We start from the raw sequence: 18,798 nt of genomic DNA, 5'->3' as shown, positions 1-18,798 counted from the left end.
CTTTGCGGAGAAAAACTACTATAGAAATATTATAAAAATTAAAAAATCCAGTATGAAGGGGGGAGATGTTAAATGAAGAATATTTTTAAAAGAGCTGTTGGTATAATATTATCTGTTTTAATACTTTTATCTTCACAGACTGTTGGAATTGATTACAAAACTGTTTATGCGGCATCTGTGAATTTACCTGAAGTTTATACTGCAGGAAGCGTTCATCACGGATTCAAGCTTGTATCTAAAAAAAATATGCAGGGTATTAAATCAACAGTAATGCAGTTTGAACATCTTAAAACAGGTGCAAAACTTATGTATGTAAAAAACAACGATACACAAAGAGTGTTTGATATAAGTTTTAAAACATTGGCAGAAGATGATACTGGGGTTAATCATATAATTGAACATTCTCTGCTTGACGGTTCAAAAAAATATCCCATGAGATCACCTTTTAAGGAAATGGTGAAGAGATCTCTCGGAACTTTTATAAATGCAATGACTGGAAATGACTACACAACATTTCCGGTGGCAAGTACAAATGAAGCAGATCTTAAAAATTTGGTAAAAGTGTATCTTGATGCAGTTTTCAACCCAAAAGTGATTGAAAATCCGAATATATTCAAACAGGAAGGATGGAGATATGAGTTACCTTCCAAAGAGGAAGATCTTTCAATAAATGGCGTTGTTTACAATGAAATGAAAGGAAACTATTCTAACCCTGGATGGATTCTAAGCAGGGCTGTAAGCCAGTCGCTTTTTCCAAATACGCCGTATAAATGGGATTCAGGGGGCAATCCGGATCAAATACCTAAGCTCACACAGGAAAGACTTGTTGAAGTATACCGGAAAAATTACAATCCTTCAAACAGTTATATATATATATATGGTAAATTGAATATTGGAAAATACCTTGAATTTATTGATACAAACTATCTTGGAAAATTAAAAAAAACACACAATTCTGAACCTGTTCTGATAGAGAAAGATATGAAGAACATACCTGATAAGAAAGTTTATTATCCTTCAGCTAAAGATTCAGGAAAAGATGGCGTGTGTTTTTCACTGAATTTCGTTACAGGAAATGCATGGGACAAAGATGAAAATGAAGCACTTGAACTTATTGGATATCTTCTTATGGGTTCTGAGAATTCACCTTTAAAAAAAGAATTAAAGGATAAGAAAATTGTGGGAGATGTGGGATACAGTTTTAAATTTGAGGGAATTCAGCCGGTGTTTTCGATAATCTTGAACAATTCTTCAATTAATTCAAAGGAGTCTTTTAAAAAAATTACATTTGATACATTAAAACATTTATCCGAAAAAGGATTTGAGAAGAACTTTCTCGAAACGACCTTGAAGTCATATGACATAAAAAACAGGACATCTGCACTTTCACTTCCAGCTATTGGAGGCAGAGGACTTGTAATGTCACAGGCTGCCCTTTCAACATGGATATATGGAAAGGATCCTACGATGTACTTTGAGTTGGGAAGCAAAATGCAAAACATGGGTGTGGAATCGAAAAACATGTATTTAAAAAGTATTCTGAATAAATGTCTTGCATCAAATGAATATCATTCCATGGTTATAATGATGCCCAAATGTGGATTGGAGGAAAAAGATATTCAAGATACTAAAAGACAACTTAAAATTTATAAAGAAAAGATAGATGAGGATGATTTGAATAAACTTGTTAAAGATACACAGTATTTTAAGGCGTGGCAGAACAAAAAGGATTCAAAGGAAGAACTTGATAAACTTCCAAGATTATCACTTGAAGATGTGAAGGCGGAACTTCCGAATTTGAAGTGGAATATTGAAAATATTTCAGGAATAAAAATGTTGTTTCACAAAACTGATATGAATCGGTTATCACATGTAAAGTTCTATTTTGATACATCGTCAGTTCCACAGGATAAAATTAAATACTTGACACTTCTTTCATCAATTCTTGGCAGTGTTAGAACGGATAAATATGATTTTAAGACTCTTTCAGAGAATATGAACCGGTATACTGGTGGAAAAATTTTGTTTACGTCCTGTGTAATACCGGATAAAGACAATCTGAACAGCTATTCGCCTAAAATTATGGGTTCATTGCTTGTGCCGGATGAGAATATATCAAAAAGTATGGATTTAGTACTGAGCATTATTAATAAGAGTACGTTTAATGAGAAGAGTAGAATAAAGAAAATAATAGCAAAAGATAAAGAACAACTTGAGTATATGCTTTCATCAGGTTCTGGAGTGGCTGCATTTATTGGATTGAATTCATATATGGGCCAGAGTGGTAAGTATATGGAAGATATATCTGGCATTCCGTATTATGAATTTTTAAGAACTTTGGAGGACAACTTTGATTCAAGATGGGAAGAAATACAGAGAAATTTAAGGGACGTATCAGAACTTGTATTTACAAAAAATAATCTTCTGTTAAGTTGCAGTGGAGATGTGCATTCTCAAGATATTTTAAAAAAAGAAGTTTTTAGCAAAATTTCAAAAATTCCTTATGGTAAACAAAATAAATGCAGCTACAACTTTAAAAATACTGATAAAAATATAGCTTTTTCTTCTCCAGTGAAGGTTCAAACTGTAATGCAAGGAGGAGACTTTAGAAAATATGGGTACAATTACAGTGGGAAAATGATGGTGCTCGAAAATATTATCAATATGGGATATCTTTGGGGCAAAGTTAGAACCGATGGAGGTGCATACGGTACAGCGTCATCATTTTCACCTAACGGAATGGTTGTATTTCAGTCTATAAGCGATCCAAATATAAAAGAAACTCTTCAAGCCTTCAAGGGTATTTCTGAGTATCTCAAAAATTTTAATGCTGAAAGCAGCGAGATGAATGACTATATTATAGGAACCGTAAGGAGTTTTGTAAATTTGAAAACATCAGGGCCTCTTGTGGAGAGTTCTCTTTGCGATACACTTTATTTTACTAATTCTTCTTCAAATGATCTTTTGAAATATCAAAAAGAAGCACTTTCAACAACGCCAGAGGATATAAGAAATTATGGCATTGTTTTAGATAAAATTTTAAAACAGAACATATATTTTGTTGAAGGTTCAAGGGATAAAATCCGGCAAAATAAAGCGCTTTTCAAATATATTATAGATTCTAAAGGCTAATTCAGATAAGATTTAAGTTATATGGAGGTTCGATAAAGGAGCTCTATATTTTTTATAATTATTATTGTCAACTAATTAATTGATTACAGTTGACAATAACAATAGACTGGGATATAATCTATTCGATATGGAGGGGTTATAATATGAAAAAAAAATTAAATGTGTATAATATGGCATCTATTGGAGTTATGACTGCAATAATATGTGTTATTGGGCCTTTGGCAATTCCAATAGGGCCTGTCCCAATTTCCTGTACAAATCTTGTGATATATTTTGCACTTTATGTTCTTGGTTCAAAAAGAGGAGCTATAAGCTGTATAGTATACATAATCATAGGTGCCGTTGGATTACCTGTATTTTCCAGTTTTACAGGAGGACTGTCAAAGTTAGTTGGGCCTACTGGCGGATATATTGTTGGATTTATATTCATGGCGCTTATTGCTGGATTTTTTATAGATAAATATACGGAAAAGTGGTATCTTTGTCTATTTGGAATGATCGTAGGAACTGCAGCATGTTATATGTTAGGCAGCTTATGGCTATCCTATGAAGCGCACATATCCATAAAATCTGCAATTTATGTAGGGGTGGTTCCTTTTGTAGCAGAAGATATTTTAAAAATGGCGGTAGCTGCATTTATAGGTCCTAAGATTCGAAAAAAATTAGTTAGAGCCAACCTGAGTTTTAAGTAAAGGTTAGTATGTTATTTATGTAAATAAAAATCTTTATAAAATCTTTATATCTGTTTGATATTTATTATATTTTTAAATTCTATAATGAGTATTAAACGGATATGAAGAGGGTGTTTGAATGGATGACAAGATTTTAGAAATAAAGAATATTTCAAAAAGGCGTGGAACTAAGCAAGTTTTGGATAATGTCAGTTTTTCGATATTAAGAGGTGAGATCTTTGGTCTCGTAGGTAAAAATGGTGCAGGAAAGACAACTTTGATTAAAGTTATAACAAGCATGTTGTCTCCGGATGAGGGAAAAATTATTGTTTGTGGTAAAGACTTAAGGACAGAAAGAGAGGAAGCATTGAGAAACATTGGATCGGTAGTAGAAACGCCGATAATGTATGAATACATGACGGGAAGGCAGAATTTGAATTATACGGCTAGTCTATTAGACAATATAACAGAGGATGAAATAGAAAAAGCAATACAATGTTCTAAGCTTGGTGATAAGATTGATGAAAAAGTAAAGAAATATTCTTTGGGTATGAAACAAAGACTTGGCCTAGCACAGGCACTTATGGGAAATATATCTCTTCTTATATTGGATGAACCTACAAATGGATTGGATCCAATAGGTGTTATAGATCTTAATAATACCATAAATACTTTAGTTAAAGAAAAAAATGTGAGTGTTTTTATATCATCCCATATTTTAAGCGAAATTGAAAATATATGTACGATGGTTGTTTTTATAGATAGTGGAAAAATTATCAATATTCAAAAGATAGATGATAAATTCAATAATAATATAAAAAACATGTTTATAAAAACTAATTCACCCAAAAAGTCATCAAAGATTGTCAGAGATTTAAATTGTGCAAAAATAATTAAGATCAAAAAAGACGGTATTTTGATTTCTATGACTGATAAGTCAGATGATATTTTTAATTTGCTGAAAATTCTGCATGAAGCTAAGATAAGTGTAGAAGGTTTCTTTGAAATAAAACCGGACCTAGAACACAGGTTTGTGGAAATGATGGGGGATAATAAAAATGAGTAGATATCTTTATCAGGAGATTAAAAGGATTATAATTAAAAAGAAAATCTTGCTTGCTGTATTTATTATTATCATGGCGGTGTTTGGATTAAGAATTATTTCAAAGACAAAACCCCTATATGTACAAATTAAAAACGATAAGGGCCTTCTTAACAATCAAAAACTTGGAAGGGATAAAGCTGACAGCAAGATAAGAAGAGCAGATTTTTCAAGAGATATAATGGAGACAGAGAAAGAAATAAAAGATAAGCAAGAACAGCTAAATCAAATAAATAGTTATGACAGATCAAAATTAGATGATGAGATTAAAAAACTGGAAAAAGAAAAAAATTTAAAAAATGAGTATAGACTACTTCAACTAAAGTATGAGAAAAAATATGGAATACAAAAAAAGGAACTGACACCAAAAGGAATGTATGTAGCTTTGGAAATTTTCGTTAGTTTTATACCATTTTTTATTGTTTTAGCTATTATGTTATTATCTGATGTGGTGTCGGGAGAATATTCACCTAATACAATTAAAGCTTTAATTGTAAAACCAATTTCAAGAAAAAAAATTATAATATATAAATTTATCGCTTCAATAATTTTAAGCACAAGTATCATAATAACAGGTGCAGCAATTTTTTTATTAGAAGCTGGAGTGCATTTGGGATTTTCAGATTACAGGCTGCCTTTTGACGTAGGTGCAAAATATATAATGGATAAGTCGCTTCCATTAACTTCAATAACGTCGCAAATGAGATACGTAAGTGGAAGCAGGACAATACTTCCTTTATGGACGGCAACTATCTATCTCGTGTTGATTGCAATAGTTGTTTCAGCTGCAATTGTATCTATATTATTGTTTATATCAACCATTTGCAAAAATTTACTTATTTCGTCCATTTCCAGTTTTATTTTAATTGTGGGAACAACAGTGTGGTATATAATGGGGTTCATGGGAAGATACCTTGTATCAGCAAAGTATGGAATGTTCGTAAAATTTTTACCTGTGCCATATATGATTGATAGTGTTGGAACTTTGACTGGAGATATATCAAATCAACTTCAAAGCAGTATAAACGTGCTCTTTGTATTGAGCGTATGTATTGGATGGATACTGGCAATGGCCTATTTTAGTGTTCGTACTTTTGAGAAGAGAGATTTTGATTAATGATATAATTAAAAATGGGTGATGATTTATGAAAGAAAACATATTGATAATAGATGACGACAGTGATATAAGGGAAATGCTTGTAAGCTATTTTAGCAGGGATGGTTACGTTGTTCAATCTGCATGCAATGGAGAAAATGGGCTTGATATTGCAAGGTCAAGCCCTGTTTCACTGGTGCTTTTGGATGTAATGATGCCAGAAATGGATGGATATACTATGCTTGAGAGGCTTAGAAAGTTTTCGAAAATACCTGTAATACTTCTTACTGCAAAGGGTCAGCAAATGGACAAGATAAAGGGATTTATAAGTGGGTGCGATGATTACATGGTAAAGCCCTTTGATTTTACGGAACTTTCTCTGAGAATCAGGGCTGTGCTGAGGAGAAGTAAGGAAGGAAGACTTGATCAATACTGTATACTAAGAGTCAAGGATGTGGAAATCAATACCTTGGAGCATACAGTAAAAAAACAAAATACGGAAATAATGCCGACTCCAAAGGAATATGAAATTTTATATACTCTAGCATCGAATAAAGGAAGGGTATACTCGACTAAAATGCTTTATGAAATGCTGTGGAAAGATACATTTATGGAGAATGATAATACTGTAACCATGCATGTTAAAAATTTAAGAGAAAAGATTGGTGATACCGTAAAAAGAAGCAGATATATAAAAACTATTTGGGGAGTTGGATATAAAGTTGAAAGTGATATTTGAATTTGGATTTGTCGGAATAATGATATTTTCTATTATTCTAGTGACAAAGTCAAAAAAAATATTCAAGCTTAGAAGTGAACTGCTCTTTTTTGCCATTATTTCTGTGCTTATATCATTCGTAATTGTAGTTTTTTTAAAGGAATATATTCTTGGTTCAGTTTTAAACAGTTACAAAAATGCTGAAATGTATGTACATAAAGATATAGTTTCTAGAGTTGAGAATGACTTGAAAAATATGAATATTGACGATTCGAATAAACTGAAAAAGTATATGGATAAACAATTTAATATGCTGTGTTATATTTTCGTAGTAAAAAAAGATGGCAGTGTGATAGCTGCAAACAATGAAGAAATTAAAAAAGTGGATGCTCGTGAAATTTCAGATGGCAAAAAAAGTTTTAAATTTCTAAATACAGGCAGAGACAGCCTGTTTAAAATCACCAGGTGTGCGTATTTAAAGAATAGTTATTATTTGTATTATATATATATAGGTTATGGAAAATTGGATGATGGAAATATTTTAGGAATAATGATGGTGATAATTTTTTCAATTGTTTTCTTCATGCTTATATGGAAGCGAATAGCATATATATCAGAGATAAGGTCATCAATTAGGAATATTGCAGAAGGGGATTTAAAAAGCCGTATTCGCTTAAAGTATAAAAATGAATTAGGTGAGCTTGCGGGAGATGTAAATTATATGGCATCCAAGATTGAAAATGAGGAAAAAAACAGAAATCAATTTCTAACAAATATATCACATGACTTGAGGACACCATTGACTACTATCATTGGGTATATAAACATGATTAAAAATAACAGGTATGATTCCAAAGAACAGCTTGGAAGTTACATAAGTATTATAGATAAAAAGGGGAATTATCTGAGAAACATGTTGGATGATTTTTTCGATTATTCAAAGCTGTATTCTGGTGATGTATCTGTTGAAAAACAAAAACTCGAGGCAAATGAATTCATTCGTCAGGAAGCTTCGGAAGAGGAAAACGAATTTATACAAAATAAATTAAAGCTTGAGGTTAAGTTGTCAGAGATGTCTATTTATATTCATGCAGATCCACAGCTGCTTTTACGGGAAATAGGAAATATTTTAAGCAATGCAATCAAGTATTCTAGGAAGAATACCATCGTTCGATTCGGTGTTTTCGAAGAAACTTTCAAAAATAAAATTTATGCAGTATTTTGGGTTTCAAATATTACAGATGAATATATAGAACGAGACGATTTGAAAAATTTTTTTGAAAGATTATATAAAAAGGATTCGTCACGACAGAAAGATGGTAGTGGTTTGGGATTAGCTATTGTTAAAAATATAGCTCGTATTCATGGAGGATTTGTAAAAGCGTGTATTGAGGATAACAGGTTAGTGTTCAAGATATACCATCCTTCCTGTGAGCAGAATAAATGAAAGTTTATATGAATCAAAGAGCACTGGACATGGACGTTGTAAGTCATGTTCAGTGCTCTTTTGTAAAAATATTAAATCATTAAGGATTGTTTTGCGAGGTTAAGAACTTAATGGGCAAAGCCCAAACCCAGAATTAAGGTGTACATCTCATGTTAAGGTTCAACTCTATATCTGTAGCACTAAAACGTAAGAGAGATAATTTAAATACATCTCATGTTAAGGTTCAACTTTTTTACATAAATTAATAGTTGGTTCTATATTTCATTTAAATACATCTCATGTTAAGGTTCAACATGCGCAAGAACAGACGCCCATGTGGTGCTACGCAAATTTAAATACATCTCATGTTAAGGTTCAACTCGACTATCATATTATCATAACTCATAGAAGTTAATTTAAATACATCTCATGTTAAGGTTCAACTGTCCGGGGTGATTTAGACAAAATAAGAAGTTTACTATTTAAATACATCTCATGTTAAGGTTCAACAATTTCACTATTAATAATTTTTCTCCTGTTTCGGTAATTTAAATACATCTCATGTTAAGGTTCAACAGATGAAAGGATATATTTTAAATCAAGTGATTTCGAATTTAAATACATCTCATGTTAAGGTTCAACGACTAGAGATAGATAACCTTATACCACTAACTGATAATTTAAATACATCTCATGTTAAGGTTCAACTCATCATCAAACATATCCGTGGTTATCTTTATCCATATTTAAATACATCTCATGTTAAGGTTCAACTCCTTGGCAACCTACCATCACATTTCCAATTACATTATTTAAATACATCTCATGTTAAGGTTCAACCCTTGACAATCCACTATTATAGCTCCAAACGTACTATTTAAATACATCTCATGTTAAGGTTCAACATAATGAAAAAAATTTCAATGCGCTGGTAGATGAACATTTAAATACATCTCATGTTAAGGTTCAACAGGAATTGTGCATCTGTAAGCTTTAGTGCCAATGGCATTTAAATACATCTCATGTTAAGGTTCAACGATGTACACAAGGTTATGATAGAAAATAAGGAATAATTTAAATACATCTCATGTTAAGGTTCAACAAGTGTTAAATGTTTTAAAAAGAAAAAAAGCTATTGAATTTAAATACATCTCATGTTAAGGTTCAACTTTACAACGGCAGAGATAAAGCAAGGATACTATAATTTAAATACATCTCATGTTAAGGTTCAACGGAAGTAATACACCTTGCAGCATCATTTCTTTTTTCATTTAAATACATCTCATGTTAAGGTTCAACTACTTTTCTTTAAGCCTTAAATATTGCTTATACTCATATTTAAATACATCTCATGTTAAGGTTCAACGAGTAGTCCAAGGAGATGAAATACTCCAATTGACATTTAAATACATCTCATGTTAAGGTTCAACATTATTTATTTTTTACTATATCACACCTCATATTTAATTTAAATACATCTCATGTTAAGGTTCAACTAATTCTACCTAGTGGAATAAAAACAAGTACTTAATTTAAATACATCTCATGTTAAGGTTCAACTAATTTACAGCTCCGCCGCTATTAGTCAGATAAGACATTTAAATACATCTCATGTTAAGGTTCAACATTTTTTGGACTTTATACTTTTTTTTATTTTTACTTAATTTAAATACATCTCATGTTAAGGTTCAACTGTATATTCCACCTTTGTTTTGCTGTAACTCAAATTCATTTAAATACATCTCATGTTAAGGTTCAACTTTACTTCTATCCATATATCTTTGTATTCTTCGTTTTATTTAAATACATCTCATGTTAAGGTTCAACAAGCAATATAAATTTAATAATAGTTAGTCTAAATATATTTAAATACATCTCATGTTAAGGTTCAACCTTCACATCCTGTTGCCTTGTTAATTTGAAATGCATATTTAAATACATCTCATGTTAAGGTTCAACTAAGTCTGTACATCCTTCAATATATAAGCATTGCCTATTTAAATACATCTCATGTTAAGGTTCAACAAGGTGCGCTGTAATTTTATACAGAAGTTTATAAAATTTAAATACATCTCATGTTAAGGTTCAACATTATGGAAGGGGCATTTTACATACCCTTGCCTATATTTAAATACATCTCATGTTAAGGTTCAACAAATATCGTGGCATAGCCCCACCAACACTTCCAGATATTTAAATACATCTCATGTTAAGGTTCAACTTGGACTGGAATAGTATAGCTGAGGCTATGCAGCTTAATTTAAATACATCTCATGTTAAGGTTCAACATTTTATACCTATAGTTGTATGGAATAAAATTGCATTTAAATACATCTCATGTTAAGGTTCAACCTTCACTTCCTACTGGAAAATTAAGTGGAATATTATTTAAATACATCTCATGTTAAGGTTCAACGGATTAAAAATCAACTTGAATTAGTAGATGCCAAATTTAAATACATCTCATGTTAAGGTTCAACCATTATCTTCAATATTTTCTTTGCCTACCTCTTCAGGATTTAAATACATCTCATGTTAAGGTTCAACCTGTGTAAAATAGCCATTCTTTATTTTTATTATATACCTGTAGAGCGCATAAATAAAGGATTTAGTTGAAACTTTTCCAACCGTTTTTTATTTTTGATAGAATAACGCAAAAATTCACCACAAACCATTGAAATATATAGACTCATAGCACCTTAAAATTTTACGGAGGTTGGAAAAATTTTAGAAGTCAGAAACCTAATAGAACTGCTCTAAAACGCCATAAAGAGGTTTTTAAAAATTTTTTAAGAAAGTTTTATTTTTACAACAGATATAGAAAGTAACTATAAAATATTGAGATTAGAGCGTTTATGATGATTTTGTACAAGAATATGGTTGGAAATTTTAAAGAGATGATATTTGTTTTGTAAAGTTAAGAACGTGACAGGAAGATCTCAAACTCAGAATTAAGGATAGATATACAACTGAAAACTAAAGCTTTCAGTTGTATACTTTGTAAAAACTTTATTCAATTTTTACGGTGATTTACTATAGCCTCTCGTATTTTTCGTGCATTTGCTGCAATATCATCTTTGCTTCCTTTGGTTAAAAGGCTACCGAAGGCAATACAATCAGTTCCGTTTTTTATCCATTCTTCCAAATTGTCAAAGTTAACACCGCCTGATGCCAATATGGGCATATTTGGAATTGGCGTTTTAAGTACCAAGGTCAGAGAAGGACCGTAAAAGTTTGATATTGGAAAAGCTTTTATAAATGATGCACCTGCTTCAAGAGCTTGTATCATTTCGGTGACTGTGGTGCAGCCGGGTGCATAGGGAATTTGATATCTATTGCTTGTTTTTGCTACCTCCCTGCTAAAGTTTGGGGCAATTATAAACTTGGCACCGGATAGTATAGCAAGTCTTGCCGTTTCAGTATCCAAAACAGTTCCAGCGCCTAATAATAATTTATTTCCAAATTTATTATTAAGAGCACTAATTACATGGCCTGCATTTGGAAGTGTATAGCTTATTTCAAGGACGTCTATTCCACCTTTCAAGCAGCCTTCTGCTATTTCTATACTTCGTTCAACTGTTTTGGCTCTTACAATTGCCATGGCTCCTGTTAATGATATTCTATTAACTATATCTGTTTTAAACATAATTTCCTCCATTATTTTGTATCTTCCATAAATTTTTCAAGCTTTTCTTTAATTTCATTTTTGTCCATAAGGTTCTGTATACCAATTACATAAGGTGCCTTATCTTTTATTTCAGTAGCTATATCAGCCATTGTAATTACAAGGTCACCTTTAAAGCTCATAAGTGCATCAAGATTACTGTGTTCAACACTAATAGGATAATTATTTTCTTTTATAACCTGATTTACTTTGATTTTTAACATCATGCTTGATCCCATGCCGGATCTGCATGCAACTAATGCCTGTTTCATGATTTTTCACCATTCCTCTTCGTTAATTTTTGAATTGTAAGTTTCTAAAAAACTCATGATTTCGTCTGAAGCTTCTGCTTTGTTTAATATATTGAGAAAATTATTGTTTTCAAGTAAATCCAATAATTCTGCTATTGCACGAAGATGGCTTTTACTGTCTATTGCGCTTAAGCAAAATACATATTTAACTGGATCATTTTTTATATTCCCAAATTTTATAGGCTTTTTTAAAGTTGTTATTCCAATTGAAATTTCTTTTGCACCTTCTTCAGGTCTAGCATGGGGAAGGGCTATGTGTTTTGATATAACGATATATGGCCCAACTTGTTTAGTAGCATTAATCATTGAGTCGACATAATGAGCTGTAATTTTATTATTTTCGAGCAAAGCAGAAGCTGATTTTCTAATAGCATCTTCCCAGTTATTGGCATTTACATTGATTTGTATAAGATTTTTGTTTATTACATCGATTAATCTTGGGCTTTCACCTCCTTTAATATTTACACTTTCAATGCGTGAGAAGTATGACAATAATTCATCATGCAATATACATTCAGATGAAACTTGAGCGTGTTTTTTTATTATATGTATTACTTCATCGACATTTGGTTGTCTTAGAAGGGTATTGCCTAATTGCATATATACTTCCCTCTTGATTTGGCATCTTTCTTTCAAATTCATAACAGGACTGACTTTTATAAGTGGTACATCCAATTCTAAAATTTCAGCATTATAACTTGATGTGAATATGATATCTACTGGCTCATGAATATTATCCAAATTTGACAATGCTATTGGAGTTAAAAAATTAAGTTCGGGAAATAGATTCCTAAGTTCTGTATATAAAATTGCAGAACTGCCTATTCCATTTGAACAAATTATTAGTGCAGTTTTTTTGGGAGGGCATATGTAGTCTTTTTTATTAAGCAGTATAGCTCCAAAATGAATTGTCAAATACGCCAATTCATCCTCTGACATTTCTTGCCCAAATATATCGCTGAAAGGTTTTACGGTTTCACTGACCAATTTGTACAGTCCTTTATATTGATCCTTTACTTTATCAGAGAGAGGATTATTAATTGGCAATTTAAAGAGTATTCGATAGTAAGCAGGTCTAAGATGCGAATAGAGCTGTTTAAATATTTCCTGACGGTTTATATAGTGAAAACCGCTTAAAAATTCAAATCTTTTCATTATCTTGATTACAATGTCGGAAATTATGGATATATCATCGGTTTTATCTTTTACATTCCCAACTGATATACCTAAAATCCATGCGCTTATGTAGTTTAAGTCAAAGGTGTTTGCTGTAAAGTGATTTTCACAGTTTAATAAATCATTGGTAAACTTATATTCTTTGACTGATTTTATTATTGAAATATCTGGAGTTTCAGGCATTTTAAAGTTGCTTTTTATATTGGAAAGTATTCTAGTCCTAAGGAAAATATATATGTATATAAATTCAGATAATCTGTCTTCTACAAATACAATATTGTGTTTTAAAGCGAGTTTTGAAATTATCTCTTTAGATCTTTGAAAACTTTCCAGTTTATATTCGTCTATAAAAATATCCAGTATGTTGCAGTCATGGTCATCCGAGAATGAATTAATTACAATTTTTATCATTATTCTTCTTATTTTAATCTCAGAACCGGTGATATGATATCCTCTAGTACGATTATAATCGAGAAACACATCATTCTTTTTAAGAATTTGACTTAATTGTTTGAAATTTGAAAGAACGCTTGACCTACTGACTTTCATTGAATCGGTAAAGTGATTAAGGGACAAGTAGTCCAAGTTTATAAAAAGCATTAGATACATATATGCAAGTCTTTCTTCTTTAGTAAGATAATACTTTTTTTCTGAGTTGTATTGATATATTATATCGAAAATTGCATCTCGCGTTTCAGCTTTCAAAATTATATCCTTACCATGTGAAAAAGAAATAGAAGCTACTTTCTTTGATTTTAATAAATCGTTTATCTTATTAATTCTGTAAGTAATTTGTCTTTGAGATAAACCTGTCCTGTCCTGTAACTCTCCAGTGGTTATTAAAGTTCGCTTTATTAATAACTCTAAAATTGATACAAGCTTATTATCCATAAGTGATTAACCTCCATTTCATACACATAATTTTAGACCATGGATACATCGTTTTCAATAAGAATTCAGTCCAACTTTTGTATGACAGAACAACAAAGTATAAACTTTAAAGATTCTAAAAATTAAGTGCATGTTTTGTTAAAGTCCATAACAAAATATGCACTTAATTGAGATTGAAAACGGTAAGAATATAAACTACAATTGCAATTGTAAAAAATATTTAGGATTGGAAAGAGAGGTGAAGATCATGTTGAGTGATTTTGTAGATGAAAGTCTTATAAGTTTGAAATTGGAAGCAAGTGATTGGGAGGATGCAATAAGAAAGTCGGCGGCTCCATTGCTCCATAGCAACAAAATATCAAATTCATATATTGATGCTATGATAAAAATGACGAAAGAGGCAGGTCCCTATATTGTTATAACAAAAAATGTTGCTCTACCACATGCAAGACCGGAAACAGGAGCAAGGGAAATAGCAATTGGGATAGCAACATTGAAATATCCTGTGGAATTTGGCAACAAAGACAATGATCCTGTCAAATACATATTCTGTTTGAGTGCAACTGATTCCGAAAGCCATGTTAAAGCCATGGCGGAACTGGTGGAACTGCTGGACAAAGCGGATTTTTTTGATGTTTTGGATAAGGCAGAGAATCCGAGGCAGGTTATGAAATTTATAAAGGCTTACGAATCTTAATGATTAATATAAGGGGGAAAAACAAGTGAAATTATTAATAAGTTTGTTTAGCAATGCCGGTATTTTGGTTGGATTAATAGCTTTTGTAGGCTTACTGGCTCAAAAAAAATCCTTTGATGATGTTATTACTGGAACATTAAAAACTATTATAGGGTTTATGGTATTTGGCGTTGGAGCTACTGCTATGACGGGAGTGCTTCAAAATTTTGGAGTATTGTTCCAAAAAGGTTTTAACATTCAGGGAGTATTACCGGTACCGGAAGCAGCTACGGCTCTGGCGCAAACAAAATATGGAACAGTGGTTGCACTGGTTATGATTGTAGGATTTATAGCAAATATTATTGTTGCAAAATTCACACCATTAAAAAATATATTTTTGACAGGTCAGCATAGTTTATATTTTGCATGTGTAATTGCATTGATTTTAAAATCATTAGGTGCAACTGATGTATATACGATAATTGGAGGAGGAATTCTTCTAGGATTTTGTGCAGCTGGACTTCCATATGTTTGTCAGAGGTATATGAGAAAAATTACAGGGAACGATGATATTGCAATTGGACATTATAATATGTTTGCATATGCATTATCTGGATTTATAGGATCAAAAATAGGAAATCCTGAACATGGAACTGAAAATTTTAAGTTTCCAAAATGGCTAAGTGTGTTTAAGGATTATCTCATGGGCATGTCTATTATCATGATAATTTTGTTATATGTATCCTCTGTGGCAGCAGGACCTTCTGTAGTCCAAAAAATGGCTGGTACAACACATTGGCTGGTGTTCCCATTGCTTCAGGCATTTCAGTTTACGGCAGGAATGTATACATTAATAACGGGAGTGCGTTTATTTATGTCTGAAATTACGGCGGCATTTGTATCTATATCGGAAAAGTTTATACCAAATTCAAGGCCTGCATTGGATTGTCCTACTGTGTTTCCATTTGCGCCAACGGCATTAATACTTGGATTTTTGAGCTCTTATATTTCAGGTTTGGTGTGTATGGCATTTATGATTTTATTTAGAAGCCCAATTGTCATTATTCCGGCGGCACATATATGTTTCTTTTCTGGTGGTACTGCTGGAATATTTGGAAATGCAACAGGAGGGTGGAAAGGTTGCGTAGTCGGTGCGGCTGTAGCTGGAATATTATTGACGGTATTGCCAATGGCTTTGTACCCAGTATTTTCCGGCATGGGATTATCAGGGACAACTTTCCCTAATGTTGACTACAACATTGTAGGGTCAATTTTATATTATTTAGGACACCTTATAACATCAGTAATTTAAATATATGACAAATCCTATTGTTTTGTAAATGTCTCTATAATAAAAGAGTAAAGGAGTATAAATATTATGGAATATGGTATGAATCAAGAAAAAGCGTTAGATGAATACCTTGAAATTGTATCAGAGCAAATAAAAAAATATATTAAAAGGATGGAGTATACGGCTCTTGATGAAGCTAAAAATTTAATTTTAAATGCAGAAAACAATAAAAATAGAGTTCACGTAACTGGAATTGGGAAACCCGGCTATGTATCTGGTTATATAGCATCACTGTTGTCTTCTACAGGAACACCTGCATATATACTGCATGGCACGGAGGCGGTTCATGGATCATCAGGGCAGGTACTTCCGGGAGATGTAGTAATAGCAATTTCCAATAGTGGAGAAACAGATGAGTTGAAATCAACTGTAACAACTCTGAAGAGAAATGGTGCAAAGATTATAGCTGTATCGGGAAATCCCGATTCATGGCTTGCAGCAAAGGGGGATGTTTTCCTGTTTGCAGGAGTGAAACAGGAAGGTGGAATTTTAAACAAAGCACCACGTTCTTCTATAATTGCAGAAATAATACTTCTCCAGAGCCTGAGTATATTACTTCAAAATACAAGAAGGTTGACTTTGAAAGACTATGTGAAATGGCATCCAGGCGGAAGCTTGGGAAAATCTATAAAAGAAGAATTTAAATCAATTAATTAAAAAGGAGGAATGCACTATGAAGTTAAAGGGAATTATAACGGCAATGGTTACACCATTTGATGAAAATCAGGAAATTAACGATTCAGCTGCGGTACAATTGATAAACAAGTTAATAGATTCGGGTGTCAACGGTATATTTATTTTGGGTACCAATGGAGAGTTTCATTTATTGACACAGAAGGAAAAGCTTAAATTTGCAAAATTGGTAATAGACGAAGTGGACAAGCGAGTGCCTGTATATGTTGGGACAGGTGGAAACAGCACAAGGGAAGTTATGGAATTGTCAAAACAGGTGGAGAGTCTTGGTGCAGATGCTATCTCTGTAATTACTCCATTTTTTCTAGTACCGACTCAAGAGGAACTCGTAAAATATTATAAATCAGTTGCCGGTTCAGTTGATATTCCAGTAATATTATACAATATTCCAAAGAATACAGGAGTAAATCTGGAACCCGATACTGTAAAAATACTTGCAGAAGTAAAGAATATTGTAGGTATAAAAGACAGCAGCGGAAATATAGAAAATATAAAACAATATATTGAATTTACAAAAAACAGTGACTTTTCAGTTCTGTCGGGTTCGGACTCATTGATACTTCAAGCTTTGAAATTAGGAGCTGCCGGAGCAATCGCCGCAACATCAAATCTGATTGCAAAAATTGATGTTGGAATTTATAAAAATTTTTTAGAGGGAAATATGGAGATGGCGGAAAAATTACAAAAAGAAATAGACGTACTTCGCTCAGTTCTTAAATTGGGAACAGTTCCATCTATACTTAAGAAGTCAATTGAGCTATCGGGGATTCCTGTAGGACCTCCACGATTTCCTACAATGGAACCAAATTATGAGACAACCATTAAAATCCACAGAATGTTGAAATATTATAAACTTATATAAGAGCTAAATAATTATAGCCATTTATAAAAAAAACTATTGACTCAGGTTGTCGATAGTTTTTTATTATCTAAATAAATATTTGTATAACATATCATTATGTTGGGGTGGAAACTTATGAACATAACCAGATGATTTTTTTAGTTAATGGGAAAATAAATATCAATTTCAGAATTCATGTCATTTGCTTGGGTAAATCGGTCTGTATAACATTCAAAATCATTGCGGCTGGCAAGTTCAAAACCGCTCTTTGGAAACCAAACTCCCCAAATGTAATGATATGTTTGTATTAAAGTATCTATTGTGCCTTTATGGATAAACTGTGCATATTTTCCACTGTGTAGTTTTTGTATTTGCATACCATTTAAAATAGGATAGTTCTCTGAAACTTCAACTCCCACAAAAGCCATACTTTGGCTATTTTGGTTGAACATATAAGGAAAGCAGGTTTTACAGGTCTCAAAAATTCCATATCGTTTATTGGAAAGAAGTTCAGGGGGAATTTTACTATTGAATTTTTGCCACATGGCAAAGGTTTCGTTTCCGCAAACAGTTGTTTTAAAAGAAATTCCCATGATACATGTTTCAGATATTGTAAGGATTTTTGGAGTTAAGTCGGTGTGTGTAATGATGGTTTTATCAGATTTTTGTGCAGACTTTCTGCTTCCGATTAAAACATCTATTCCATTTTTTCTGTATTGCGATGGTGTCATGGAATATCTTTGCTTAAAGGCTCTTGTGAAACTTTCGGCTGTTTCAAAATAAAGAGAAAGTCCAATATCCAGCACTTTTTTGTTGCTGTGTATCAAATTCCAAGCTGCTTGTGTTAAACGCCGGCTTCGTATATAGCTTCCTATTGTTTCTCCCATGACAGCTTCAAAATAACGGTGAAAGTGATAGTAGGAATAGGAAACTGCTTCGGCAACATCAGGTGCAGTAATCGGAGAATATAAATTATTCTCTATAAATACAATGGATTTGCCAATTACTTGTTTTTTATCCAAAGACAGTTCCTCCTCTGTGATAAAATAT

At 32.2% G+C, this 18,798-nt stretch carries 14 protein-coding genes and 1 CRISPR repeat array; of the genes, 10 read left to right on the top strand and 4 right to left on the bottom strand.

Annotated elements, in window-relative coordinates:
* Positions 1-72: 72 nt before the first annotated feature.
* From AC4CVH_RS03650 to AC4CVH_RS03625, 6 genes are all read left to right on the top strand, one after another.
* A complete protein-coding gene (locus AC4CVH_RS03650; protein ID WP_490786378.1) occupies positions 73-3,132 on the top strand; it encodes an insulinase family protein in 3,060 nt (1,019 codons plus the stop codon).
* Positions 3,133-3,275: 143 nt separating this feature from the next.
* On the top strand, positions 3,276-3,824 hold the full coding sequence (locus AC4CVH_RS03645; RefSeq protein ID WP_490786377.1) for a biotin transporter BioY: 549 nt from the start codon (positions 3,276-3,278) through the stop codon (positions 3,822-3,824).
* Positions 3,825-3,942: 118 nt separating this feature from the next.
* Positions 3,943-4,869 carry an ABC transporter ATP-binding protein gene (locus AC4CVH_RS03640; protein WP_490786376.1) on the top strand — a complete coding sequence of 309 codons (927 nt, stop codon included), beginning with the start codon at positions 3,943-3,945 and terminating at the stop codon, positions 4,867-4,869.
* Positions 4,862-6,022, top strand: a complete 1,161-nt coding sequence (locus AC4CVH_RS03635; RefSeq protein ID WP_490786375.1) for a DUF2705 family protein — start codon at positions 4,862-4,864, stop codon at positions 6,020-6,022. Before AC4CVH_RS03640 ends, AC4CVH_RS03635 begins: the two co-directional genes overlap by 8 nt.
* A 28-nt stretch (positions 6,023-6,050) precedes the next feature.
* Entirely contained in the window at positions 6,051-6,740 is a 690-nt protein-coding gene (locus AC4CVH_RS03630) for a response regulator transcription factor (RefSeq protein WP_490786374.1), read from the top strand.
* Positions 6,730-8,166 (top strand): histidine kinase dimerization/phospho-acceptor domain-containing protein, encoded by a 1,437-nt coding sequence (locus AC4CVH_RS03625; RefSeq protein ID WP_490786668.1) that lies wholly within the window; start codon positions 6,730-6,732, stop codon positions 8,164-8,166. Before AC4CVH_RS03630 ends, AC4CVH_RS03625 begins: the two co-directional genes overlap by 11 nt.
* Positions 8,167-8,364: 198 nt before the next feature.
* Positions 8,365-10,692: direct repeats of the CRISPR family, unit length 30 nt; unit sequence ATTTAAATACATCTCATGTTAAGGTTCAAC.
* A 466-nt stretch (positions 10,693-11,158) separates the two neighbouring features.
* Here the strand turns inward: AC4CVH_RS03625 and AC4CVH_RS03620 are convergent.
* From AC4CVH_RS03620 to AC4CVH_RS03610, 3 genes are read right to left on the bottom strand one after another with little or no spacing between them, the layout of a single operon-like run.
* Positions 11,159-11,791 (bottom strand): beta/alpha barrel domain-containing protein, encoded by a 633-nt coding sequence (locus AC4CVH_RS03620; protein WP_490786373.1) that lies wholly within the window; start codon positions 11,789-11,791, stop codon positions 11,159-11,161.
* A gap of 11 nt (positions 11,792-11,802) precedes the next feature.
* Positions 11,803-12,081 carry a PTS sugar transporter subunit IIB gene (locus AC4CVH_RS03615; RefSeq protein ID WP_490786372.1) on the bottom strand — a complete coding sequence of 93 codons (279 nt, stop codon included), beginning with the start codon at positions 12,079-12,081 and terminating at the stop codon, positions 11,803-11,805.
* A gap of 6 nt (positions 12,082-12,087) precedes the next feature.
* A complete protein-coding gene (locus AC4CVH_RS03610; protein WP_490786371.1) occupies positions 12,088-14,187 on the bottom strand; it encodes a BglG family transcription antiterminator in 2,100 nt (699 codons plus the stop codon).
* A gap of 247 nt (positions 14,188-14,434) precedes the next feature.
* On the opposite strand from AC4CVH_RS03610, the gene AC4CVH_RS03605 reads away from it, so the two are divergent.
* From AC4CVH_RS03605 to dapA, 4 genes are all read left to right on the top strand, one after another.
* Complete coding sequence (locus AC4CVH_RS03605; protein WP_490786370.1) at positions 14,435-14,884, top strand: PTS sugar transporter subunit IIA; 450 nt, start codon at positions 14,435-14,437, stop codon at positions 14,882-14,884.
* Positions 14,885-14,909: 25 nt separating this feature from the next.
* Positions 14,910-16,175: a PTS ascorbate transporter subunit IIC gene (ulaA, locus tag AC4CVH_RS03600; RefSeq protein ID WP_490786369.1), complete on the top strand. Its 1,266-nt coding sequence runs from the start codon at positions 14,910-14,912 to the stop codon at positions 16,173-16,175.
* A 66-nt stretch (positions 16,176-16,241) separates the two neighbouring features.
* On the top strand, positions 16,242-16,871 hold the full coding sequence (locus tag AC4CVH_RS03595) for an SIS domain-containing protein (protein WP_490786368.1): 630 nt from the start codon (positions 16,242-16,244) through the stop codon (positions 16,869-16,871).
* 16 nt (positions 16,872-16,887) lie between these two features.
* Positions 16,888-17,769 carry a 4-hydroxy-tetrahydrodipicolinate synthase gene (gene dapA, locus AC4CVH_RS03590; protein ID WP_490786367.1) on the top strand — a complete coding sequence of 294 codons (882 nt, stop codon included), beginning with the start codon at positions 16,888-16,890 and terminating at the stop codon, positions 17,767-17,769.
* A 137-nt stretch (positions 17,770-17,906) separates the two neighbouring features.
* On the opposite strand, the gene AC4CVH_RS03585 is transcribed toward dapA, so the two are convergent.
* The gene (locus AC4CVH_RS03585; RefSeq protein ID WP_490786366.1) at positions 17,907-18,770 is read right to left on the bottom strand and encodes an AraC family transcriptional regulator; all 864 of its coding nucleotides are present in this window, start codon (positions 18,768-18,770) and stop codon (positions 17,907-17,909) included.
* Positions 18,771-18,798 lie beyond the last annotated feature (28 nt).

The organism is Clostridium pabulibutyricum (assembly GCF_058242705.1).
This window is presented reverse-complemented; position numbering and strand designations above follow the sequence as displayed.

Bases quoted from the DNA above. Each gene is read 5' to 3' on its own strand.
- AC4CVH_RS03650 (WP_490786378.1), top strand. From the start codon at position 73: ATGAAGAATATTTTTAAAAGAGCTGTTGGTATAATATTATCTGTTTTA.
- AC4CVH_RS03645 (WP_490786377.1), top strand. From the start codon at position 3,276: ATGAAAAAAAAATTAAATGTGTATAATATGGCATCTATTGGAGTTATG.
- AC4CVH_RS03640 (WP_490786376.1), top strand. From the start codon at position 3,943: ATGGATGACAAGATTTTAGAAATAAAGAATATTTCAAAAAGGCGTGGA.
- AC4CVH_RS03635 (WP_490786375.1), top strand. From the start codon at position 4,862: ATGAGTAGATATCTTTATCAGGAGATTAAAAGGATTATAATTAAAAAG.
- AC4CVH_RS03630 (WP_490786374.1), top strand. From the start codon at position 6,051: ATGAAAGAAAACATATTGATAATAGATGACGACAGTGATATAAGGGAA.
- AC4CVH_RS03620 (WP_490786373.1), bottom strand. From the start codon at position 11,791: ATGTTTAAAACAGATATAGTTAATAGAATATCATTAACAGGAGCCATG.
- AC4CVH_RS03615 (WP_490786372.1), bottom strand. From the start codon at position 12,081: ATGAAACAGGCATTAGTTGCATGCAGATCCGGCATGGGATCAAGCATG.
- AC4CVH_RS03610 (WP_490786371.1), bottom strand. From the start codon at position 14,187: ATGGATAATAAGCTTGTATCAATTTTAGAGTTATTAATAAAGCGAACT.
- AC4CVH_RS03605 (WP_490786370.1), top strand. From the start codon at position 14,435: ATGTTGAGTGATTTTGTAGATGAAAGTCTTATAAGTTTGAAATTGGAA.
- AC4CVH_RS03595 (WP_490786368.1), top strand. From the start codon at position 16,242: ATGGAATATGGTATGAATCAAGAAAAAGCGTTAGATGAATACCTTGAA.
- dapA (WP_490786367.1), top strand. From the start codon at position 16,888: ATGAAGTTAAAGGGAATTATAACGGCAATGGTTACACCATTTGATGAA.